At 33.8% G+C, this 9,508-nt stretch carries 11 protein-coding genes; 7 read left to right on the top strand and 4 right to left on the bottom strand.

The window, feature by feature from the left end; genetic code table 11:
• Window positions 1-69: 69 nt before the first annotated feature.
• From ACVC2P_RS18610 to tsf, 6 genes are all read left to right on the top strand, one after another.
• Complete coding sequence (locus tag ACVC2P_RS18610) at window positions 70-1,632, top strand: alkaline phosphatase family protein (RefSeq protein WP_452599952.1); 1,563 nt, start codon at window positions 70-72, stop codon at window positions 1,630-1,632.
• A 14-nt stretch (window positions 1,633-1,646) separates the two neighbouring features.
• Window positions 1,647-2,150 (top strand): cupin domain-containing protein, encoded by a 504-nt coding sequence (locus ACVC2P_RS18615; RefSeq protein WP_452599953.1) that lies wholly within the window; start codon window positions 1,647-1,649, stop codon window positions 2,148-2,150.
• A 222-nt stretch (window positions 2,151-2,372) separates the two neighbouring features.
• Complete coding sequence (gene rplM, locus ACVC2P_RS18620; protein WP_452599954.1) at window positions 2,373-2,828, top strand: 50S ribosomal protein L13; 456 nt, start codon at window positions 2,373-2,375, stop codon at window positions 2,826-2,828.
• Entirely contained in the window at window positions 2,828-3,214 is a 387-nt protein-coding gene (gene rpsI, locus ACVC2P_RS18625; protein WP_452599955.1) for a 30S ribosomal protein S9, read from the top strand. The genes rplM and rpsI overlap by 1 nt, the downstream gene beginning before the upstream one ends.
• Before the next feature lie 189 nt (window positions 3,215-3,403).
• Window positions 3,404-4,171, top strand: coding sequence for a 30S ribosomal protein S2 (rpsB, locus tag ACVC2P_RS18630; protein ID WP_452599956.1), 768 nt, complete (start codon window positions 3,404-3,406; stop codon window positions 4,169-4,171).
• 90 nt (window positions 4,172-4,261) lie between these two features.
• A complete protein-coding gene (gene tsf, locus ACVC2P_RS18635; protein WP_452599957.1) occupies window positions 4,262-5,233 on the top strand; it encodes a translation elongation factor Ts in 972 nt (323 codons plus the stop codon).
• A 102-nt stretch (window positions 5,234-5,335) separates the two neighbouring features.
• Here the strand turns inward: tsf and ACVC2P_RS18640 are convergent, their stop codons facing one another.
• From ACVC2P_RS18640 to ACVC2P_RS18655, 4 genes are read right to left on the bottom strand one after another with little or no spacing between them, the layout of a single operon-like run.
• Entirely contained in the window at window positions 5,336-7,555 is a 2,220-nt protein-coding gene (locus ACVC2P_RS18640; RefSeq protein WP_452599958.1) for a nitric-oxide reductase large subunit, read from the bottom strand.
• 28 nt (window positions 7,556-7,583) lie between these two features.
• Window positions 7,584-7,919, bottom strand: a complete 336-nt coding sequence (locus ACVC2P_RS18645) for a cupin domain-containing protein (protein ID WP_452599959.1) — start codon at window positions 7,917-7,919, stop codon at window positions 7,584-7,586.
• Window positions 7,920-7,923: 4 nt separating this feature from the next.
• Window positions 7,924-8,379: a hypothetical protein gene (locus ACVC2P_RS18650; protein WP_452599960.1), complete on the bottom strand. Its 456-nt coding sequence runs from the start codon at window positions 8,377-8,379 to the stop codon at window positions 7,924-7,926.
• Between the two features lie 45 nt (window positions 8,380-8,424).
• Window positions 8,425-8,856 carry an RrF2 family transcriptional regulator gene (locus ACVC2P_RS18655; protein ID WP_452599961.1) on the bottom strand — a complete coding sequence of 144 codons (432 nt, stop codon included), beginning with the start codon at window positions 8,854-8,856 and terminating at the stop codon, window positions 8,425-8,427.
• Between the two features lie 211 nt (window positions 8,857-9,067).
• Between ACVC2P_RS18655 and ACVC2P_RS18660 the strand changes: the two genes are divergently transcribed.
• Window positions 9,068-9,508: amino acid kinase family protein (locus ACVC2P_RS18660; RefSeq protein WP_452599962.1), on the top strand; the 441-nt coding region annotated here is incomplete at its 3' end.

Consider the following 9,508-nt stretch of genomic DNA (forward strand, 5'->3'; position numbering starts at 1 on the left):
AACTATTCCAAAAATTTGGAATGCTATGATTTAAACTCTAAATTAGAGTACTCATTAAACCAAAAAGAAATGATACCACCTAAAGAAAAAATCAAACACATAATTGTAGTCATGTTCGAAAATCGCTCATTCGATCATATGCTAGGCTTTTTATACAAAGACAACAAATCGCCACTAGGCCACCCTTTTGAAGGCCTAACAGGACAAGAAACAAATCCCGATGGCAAAGGCGACACAATACAAGTATTCCCTATTAAAAACGACAACCCGTACACTTACTATATGCCTAAAATGGACCCTGGAGAAGGGTTTATGAATACTAACTTTCAGTTATTTGGAAATTTAAACCCACCATATCCATCTGGTATTGCACCAAACCAAGGCTTTGTTAGAGATTTTGAAAACAAAATAGGAAACAAATACTTTGGAGACCCGCCGTTTCATCCTAAAAAACCAACAAATAAAACGAAAACAACACCAGAAGCACCACATAAAGTTTCAGACCACTATAAAGACGAAAACTACCACCATTGGTACAAACATGTTTCGCCACCACAGTCTGGTTTAGAAATAGTAAGCAAATTTCCAAATACAGAACCCAAAGATATTATGGGCATGTATACGCCAGAGACATTGCCGGTACTCTCAAACTTAGCTAAAAGCTACGCTGTTTGCGATCATTATTATTGCTCAGTTCCATCTGAGACTCTTCCGAACAGAGCTTTTATGCACATGGCAACTTCTCAAGGACATTTATACGACGAAACACAATCTTATAGTGCCAGAAGCATCTTTAAACATCTAGAAAGTAATAATCATACTTGGGGAATTTATGGAGATGGCTCTAAATACTCTTATACGTATTCGTTTTGTCAAGACATATACAAAAAAGATGGTAGTGTTCCTAAAGGCTGTGGATATGGAGAGTTTAAAGCGTTCCAAGATGCCTTAGATAATGAGAACCTTCCAGATTATGTTTTTATAGAACCCGAATGGGGAAGCTATGGCAATAGTCAGCATCCAAATTACGATGTAGCAGCTGGCGAGGCTTACATGTTAAAAATATATAATGCACTAAAACAATCGCAATATTGGGAAGACACCTTATTAATAATAAATTATGATGAGCATGGCGGTTGCTATGATCATGTTACACCGCCAACAGGAGCAGCACAACCTAATCCAGAAGCTGTAAATAAAACCACAGGTTTTAAATTTGATCGTTTTGGTGTTAGAGTTCCTTGTGTTTTAATATCACCTTGGATTGAAGCCGGTACTGTATATAGAACTAAAAGCGAAACACCTTTAGACCATACCTCCATACTAAAAACAATAGAAGAACTCTTTGACTTATCGCCATTAACCAACCGAGACAAGGCCGCCCCAGGCATTTTAGATGTGCTTTCACTCTCCGAAGTTAGAAAAGACGACCCAATGAAAGGTATTAAAGCTCCAGTAGCAGATGCTTCGGTTAAAATTCCTAATCATGCTTCACAAATTATAAAAGCACATGCTGCTTCACTTACCGAGCATAAAAATAGAGAAACAGGGGAGAATTATAAAACACCAGATTTTAAAACCGATGAAGAAGCAAAAGACTACATTCGTAAATCGTATGAAGCGTATAACTAGCCCCCTTTTAATAAATGAATAACATAGAGAATATTATAAAATTACTAAACCTAAAACCACATCCCGAAGGTGGTTATTTTAAAGAAACTTATAGAAGTATCGGTAATATTAATACAGATAGCTTAGACCCAACCTATAACGGTGTACGTAGTTACTCTACATGTATCTATTTTTTATTAACTTCTAATACGTTTTCAGCATTTCACCGTATTAAGCAAGATGAAATTTGGCATTTTTACGATGGCACTACTATTAAACTACATACAATATCTCCAGAGGGTCAACATTCAGAATATAAAATAGGAAGAGATTTTACTACTGGAGAAGTGCCACAATTAGTAGTTTCTGGAGGCGATTGGTTTGCTGCCGAAGTTTCTGGCAACGATACTTATGCGTTAGTGGGATGCACTGTAGCGCCTGGATTCGATTTTAGTGATTTCGAACTTCCAAATAGAACAGAGCTAATTTCTAAATTTCCCCAACATCAAAAAATCATTACCAAACTAACACATAATTAATACTTGTTTTATCTTATTTTAATAAGTACTAATATTGTTGCATCTATACAAACTAATAACAACTTAATTATTAAAAGATTAAGCCTTTTAGTATCTATAAATAAATGAACCGATTTTTTGTCTATAAAAAATAGGGCTTCACTATTTGGTAATCAAATATATAATCGTAAATTTGCAAACTCTTTTCGAGAGAGGAATGTTTAATAAATAAAATTAATAATTGTGGACACATTAAGCTACAAAACGATTTCAGCTAACAAGGCAACTGTAGATAAGCAGTGGGTTTTAGTTGATGCTGAAGGTCAAACGTTAGGGCGTATGGCTTCTAAAGTTGCAAAACTTTTAAGAGGAAAACATAAGCCTAGCTTCACACCACACGTTGATTGTGGAGATAACGTAATTGTTATCAACGCAGAAAAAATCAACTTATCGGGAAACAAGTGGAATGACAAAACGTACATTCGTCACACCGGTTACCCAGGTGGTCAAAGAAGTTTAACTGCTACTGAATTGTTTGGAAAAGATCCAGCAAGATTAGTAGAGAAATCTGTAAAAGGAATGTTACCTAAAAATAAATTAGGAGCAGAGCTTTTTAGAAATTTAACTGTTGTAACTGGAACAGAGCACGCTCACGAAGCTCAAAAACCAACTACAATTAACTTAAACGAATTCAAGTAATGGAAGTATTACACAAAATTGGTCGTAGAAAAACGGCTGTTGCTCGTGTTTACCTTTCTGAAGGAAAAGGTGAAATTACAGTAAACAAAAAGACATTAAAAGACTACTTCCCTACAGCTACGTTACAGTACAAAGTAAACCAACCGTTAATGTTAACGGAAAACGAAGGTAACTTTGATGTTAAAGTAAACGTATATGGAGGTGGTATTACAGGACAAGCAGAAGCTATCCGTTTAGCAATTTCTCGTGCAATGTGCGAGTTAAATGACGAAAACAGAGGTATTCTTAAGCCTGAAGGATTATTAACTAGAGACCCTAGAATGGTTGAGCGTAAGAAATTCGGACAGAAGAAAGCGCGTAAGAAATTCCAATTCTCAAAACGTTAAAATTCTCAACTCGATTGGGAATCTGTTCATCAGTTTTTTTCAATCTTGTTAAACACAAAAAAATTAAAACAGTTATTGTTGTCCTAGTCCAAAAGACAGGATTTAGTTTAGCATCTAAATAGTTAAGGCGATTTAAATATAAAGACCACTTAATTATTGCTAATTCAACAGAACGTAAACTATTACAAAATGGCAGTAGAAGTAAAAGAATTACTTGAAGCAGGTGTACACTTCGGTCACCTTACACGTAAGTGGGATCCAAACATGGCCCCTTATGTATATATGGAGCGTAACGGTATCCATATTATAAACCTTTACAAAACAGCAGCTAAGATAGAAGAAGCAGGAGAAGCATTAAGTAAAATTGCAGCCTCTGGACGTAAAATCTTATTTGTTGCTACAAAAAAACAAGCAAAAGACATCGTCGCTGAAAAAGCAGGTAAAATTAACATGCCTTACATCACAGAAAGATGGCCAGGTGGAATGTTAACAAACTTTGTTACTATTAGAAAAGCAATCAAAAAGATGGCTACTATTGATAGAATGAAGAAAGATGGGACATTTTTAACGTTATCTAAAAAAGAGCGTTTACAAGTAGACCGTTTAAGAGCTAAGTTAGAGAAAAACTTAGGATCTATTACCGATATGACACGTCTTCCAGGAGCTTTGTTTGTTGTAGATATTAAACGTGAGCATATCGCGATTAAAGAAGCACAAAAATTAAACATTCCTATTTTTGCAATGGTAGATACTAACTCAGATCCACGTCAAGTAGATTACGTTATACCAGCAAATGACGATGCTTCTAAATCAATCGATAAAATATTAACGCATGTAACAGATGCTGTAACAAGTGGTCTTAATGCGCGTAAAGCTGAAAAAGCTAATAAAGAAGCTGAAAAAGCAGCAACTAAAGCAGCTCCAGCAAAAGCTGAAGCAGTAAAAGAAGAAGAATAAACAATATAATAACATTTACTTTAAGAGTCGTTTAATTCTTTTTCAGATATTGAAAATAAATTAAACGACTTTTTTCAAATTATACTTACTATGAGTACTACAGTAAAAATTACAGCAGCAGAAGTAAACAAATTAAGAAAAGCTACAGGCGCAGGAATGATGGACTGTAAGAAAGCATTAGTAGAAGCAGAAGGAGACTTCGACAAAGCTATTGATGTTTTACGTAAAAAAGGACAAAAAGTAGCTGCAAAAAGAGCCGATCGTGATTCTAGTGAAGGTGCAGCAGTTTCTAAAGTAAACGCAGATAACACTGTTGGTGTTGCTATCGTTTTAGGATGTGAAACTGATTTCGTTGGTAAAAACGAAAGCTTTTTAGCATTAGCTAACCAATTTGCAGATATAGCTATTAACTTCGATAACAAAGAAGATTTCTTAGCAGCAGATTTTGGAGGAATTACTGTAGCAGAAAAATTAGTTGAACAAACTGGTGTTGTTGGTGAAAAATTAGAAATCAACGCTTTTGAAAAATTAGAAGCAGCTTATGTTGGTACTTATGTTCACATTAACAAAATTGCAGCTTTAGTTGGTTTATCTGAAAGTATTGATAATGCAGCCGAAGTTTCTAAAGACGTCGCTATGCAAGTAGCCTCTATGGGTGCAACTACGTTATCTTACAAAGATTTCGATCCTGCATACGTAGCAGCTGAAACTGAAGCTAGAATTGCAGTTATAGAAAAAGATAATATTGAGCTAGGACGTTTAGGTAAAACACTTAAAAACGTACCTCAATACATTTCTATGGCTCAATTAACTCCAGAAGTAATGGCTAAAGCTGAAGAGGATGCTAAAGCAGAATTAAAAGCTCAAGGTAAACCAGAACAAATTTGGGATAAAATTTTACCAGGTAAAATGGAGCGTTTTGTATCAGATAACACAACATTAGACCAAGAACAATGTTTATTAGACCAGAAGTTTATTAAAGACGAAAAGCAAACCGTTGCAGATTACGTTGCTAATAACAAAGTAGCAGTTACAGCTTTTAAACGTGTATCTTTAGGATAATAATTAGTTTTTCTGTTAACACAGAAATCATATCATAAAAAACCACTACTTTATTTTTAGAGTAGTGGTTTTTTATTTACTTAATATATTTAAATTTAGTCTTTACTTTTTCTTTTTAAGACAATACACTGTTTCCTGTATAGTAAACCAACAGAAGTAAAATATACCTACAGAGAATATAATATCTCCAATCATTCTTAACCATTTTAAGGTTTGTACTGTTGGAGAGTATAACAACTCAGCATCTCTAGCATAAGAGTATCCTTTGGTAATAGAAGTGTATGCTTGTATAATACCAACTGGTAATAAACTTAAAACTACCATAGCTACCAGACCTATATTTAATAACCAAAATGCACGTTTTAGTTTTTTAGAATGCCATACTCTGTCCGAATAAAAACGCAGGCATATAATAATGAATCCCATACCTAACATTCCATAGACACCAAATAAAGCGGTATGCGCATGCACAGCTGTAGTATTTAAACCTTGTATATAGTACAATGCAATTGGCGGATTAATTAAGAAACCAAATACACCTGCTCCTACCATATTCCAAAAGGCTACTGCTATAAAGAAAAAGATGGGCCATTTGTACTTTTGCATCCATTCATTAGACTTTAACAAGTTCCAGTTTTCTCTAATTTCAAATCCCATTAAAGTTAATGGCACAACCTCTAAAGCACTAAATGTAGCACCAAGCGCAATAGCTTGTACGGGTGTACCAGAATAATATAAATGATGAAGTGTTCCAATAATTCCACCCGCCAAAAATATAGTGGCAGATGCTATAGAAGCTTTACCAGCTGTTTTAGCAGATATTATTTTCATTCTTAAAAATATAAACGCAATAATTACAGTGGCAAACACTTCAAAAAAGCCTTCAACCCAAAGGTGTACTAACCACCATCTCCAATAATTAATAACTGGCAAACTACTATTTTCGCCATACATTAATCCAGAGAAAAAGAACATTCCAATAGCAATAACAGAAATTAAAAGAATGATTAATAGATGCTTAGAATCATCCTTTTTTCTAATCCCATGAAGAATGTGTCTACCAACCATAACAACCCATAAAACTAGCCCTATACCAAGGAATATTTGCCAGAATCGTCCAAGGTCCATGTACTCATAACCTTGGTGCCCAAAAAAGAAGTTAGTTGTTAAATCTAAAAACTGGTGTACGCCTAACCACTCCCCTAACAAAGAGCCTAATACTATAATAAGTAAGGCTATAAATAGAAAATTAATTCCAAAAACCTGAAATTTCATTTCTTTTCCACTAATCATAGGTGCTAAAAATAAACCTGTTGCTAACCAAGTTGCAGCTATCCAAAATACAGCTAATTGTGTATGCCAAGTTCGTGTAATAGAATAAGGCAATATATTAGCTAGGTCGAACCCAAAAAAGGCTTGCCCTTCAACCGTATAATGCACAGTTAAAATACCGAGTATAATTTGCAAACCTATTAATAATGAAATAACTACAAAATATTTTAGTACCGCTTTTTGAGATCGTGTCAGTGTAAGATTACTTATAGGGTCTTTTTCTGGGTGTACAACAGCCTCACCTTTTTCATGGTTTCTTATATAATAATAGGCTAATATCCCAATAAATAATAATAACAGTATAATAGAAAATCCAGACCAAATTTGAGAATCTGGAGTAATGGTATTGTCTATTAAGGGTTCATGTGGCCAGTTTGAAGTATAAGTATACTCTTGGTTTGGTCTATTTGTACTAGCAGCCCAAGATGTCCAAAACAAGAATGCGTTTAACTGTTCTAGTTTTTCTTTATTTACTAAAGCCCCTTTTTGAATGGCATATTGTTCATGCCCTTCAGAAAAAATATTTGCATAATATTTAGAGTTATTTTTTATAGCGTTGTATCTCGCTAAAGATATTGTTATAACCCTATTCTCTTCATTAAATGTATTTACTTTTACATGGTTAATTAATCTTGCTTTTAAAGCAGCTTGTTGTTCTGTATTTAAAGTGTTGTATGCTACATTAAAATCTTGCTTTGCCCAGCTATCTAGCATAAAAATGGCTTCTTTATGGATCCAATCGGCTGTCCAATCTGGCGCAACATAGCTTCCATGCCCCCATATAGACCCAACTTCCATACCTCCAATAGACTCCCAAACATTTTGCCCAACTTGTATGTCTTCTTTAGTAAAAACAACCTCTTGCGTTTCCTTTACAACAACTTTATCTGGTATAGGTGGTTGTGTTTGGTAAATTTCTGTACCTACCCATATTAATGCAATAAAAGATAGTATAACTACGCTTGAAAATCCAATCCAAATTTTCTTCATTTTTTTATGTCTTAATTATTTTATTTGTTTAAGCTATGTTTTCTACACGTTCTACCGTATCCATTTGTGAGAGTGATAAACGAACAATACTATCTTGAACCCCAATTAAATCATGCGGAACATTTTCATCTAGTGCTATTAAATCTCCTTTTACTAGTTTGTAACGCTCTCCATTTACACCGAAATCTATGGCTCCTTCAAAAACTTCAATAACTATTGGGAACGGTGCTTTGTGTTCTTTCATAAACTGCCCTTTTTTCATTGTTATTCTTATTTCTTTGGATTGTTTCGTTTTTAATAAAACTGTTATATTTGGTTTATTGTCGTTATAAACCAAATCTTTGGTAATTGATGCTGTTTTCATTTATTTAATTGCTATTTATTTGCATTCGTTTTAAAAGTTTCATCCCATACATTACTAAGCAGACTGTTTTTATAATTTCGAATAAAACATAGTATAGATGTAACATACTTTCTGTAAGTATTTCGCCTTCTATTATTAGTGTTGCTCTAGCATCTAAGGCTGGCAATAACCATACACTCTCAACTATTAAGAGAGCTAATGCTATAAAAAGGTAATAGGATTCTTTTAGTAATTTTTTAGGTTTATAAAGAGTGAGCGATAATACTATTAATGCGGCACTAGTTAGTTCTACTTTATTTAGCATTCCAAAAACTAACTGCCCAATGCCTAATCCTAATTTTGTTGTAATTCCTGGTGCTTGAAACTTTAACCATGCCTCCATAAAACTTATGGCGCATACAAATCCTACCCATACAAATACTATTGCAATTCGGTAATTATATATTCTTGTTGTTTTCATAAAAGATTAAAAGACCTTTTTATCTTTTTTAATTATAAATTTTTTTTACGGTTTTAATATAGTTGACTCTAAATCCAATTCGTCTGTTATAGATACTAATGTTGTACTTTCCAACATAACTTTTAAGCGCTCTCTTATATCGGCAAATTTAAAATGTAATGGACATGGTGCTTTAGCATCACACTCTTTAAGCCCTAACCCACAACCAGTATATATAGAGTCTCCGTCTAAAACACTAACAACCTCACTTAATTTTGTTGTCATTTTATCTTTCTCTACAATAAAACCACCATAGGGTCCTTTTATAGACTTAATAATATTATTTCTAGTAAGTTGCTGTAAAATCTTAGCAGTAAAAGCTTGTGGCGAATTGATTTCTTCAGATATCTTGTTTAAACTTACTTTGTTATTAAGTTTAGATTGCTGTGCTATATATATAGCTGCTCTGAGACCGTATTCGCAAGATTTAGAAAACATATATTATAATATTATTAATGCAAAGTTATAGATAATTTTAATAAAGGACAATTTTATCCTTTATAATTTTACAACCATTATTATTTATCTAAATTCTACATATAAACTAAGTCTTATATGTTTCAATTCTTTTTTTAACAATCGGCTATATTGATTATATTTGCCAAACTCTTATTTTCGCCAAAACGAAAATTACATCAAACATTAGACTGTGCAATACAAAAGAATACTATTAAAATTATCTGGCGAGGCCTTAATGGGAAATCGTCAATACGGTATAGACCCACAACGTTTAGCCGAATATGCAGAAGATATAAAAGCAGTAACCGATAAAGGAATAGAAGTTGCTATAGTTATAGGGGGCGGTAACATTTTTAGAGGAGTTGCTGGAGCCAGTAATGGCATGGATCGTGTACAGGGAGACCACATGGGAATGTTGGCTACAGTTATTAATGGCTTAGCCTTACAAAGTGCTTTAGAAGATGCAGGAGTTAAAACACGCTTACAAACTGCTATAAAAATTAACGAAGTAGCAGAACCATTTATACGCAGAAAAGCAATGAGCCACTTGAGAAAAGGGCGTGTTGTTATTTTTGGAGGAGGAACTGGTAATCCTTATTTTACTACAGATTCTGCTGCTGTACTTAGAGCT

Source organism: Pontimicrobium sp. MEBiC01747 (assembly GCF_053601635.1).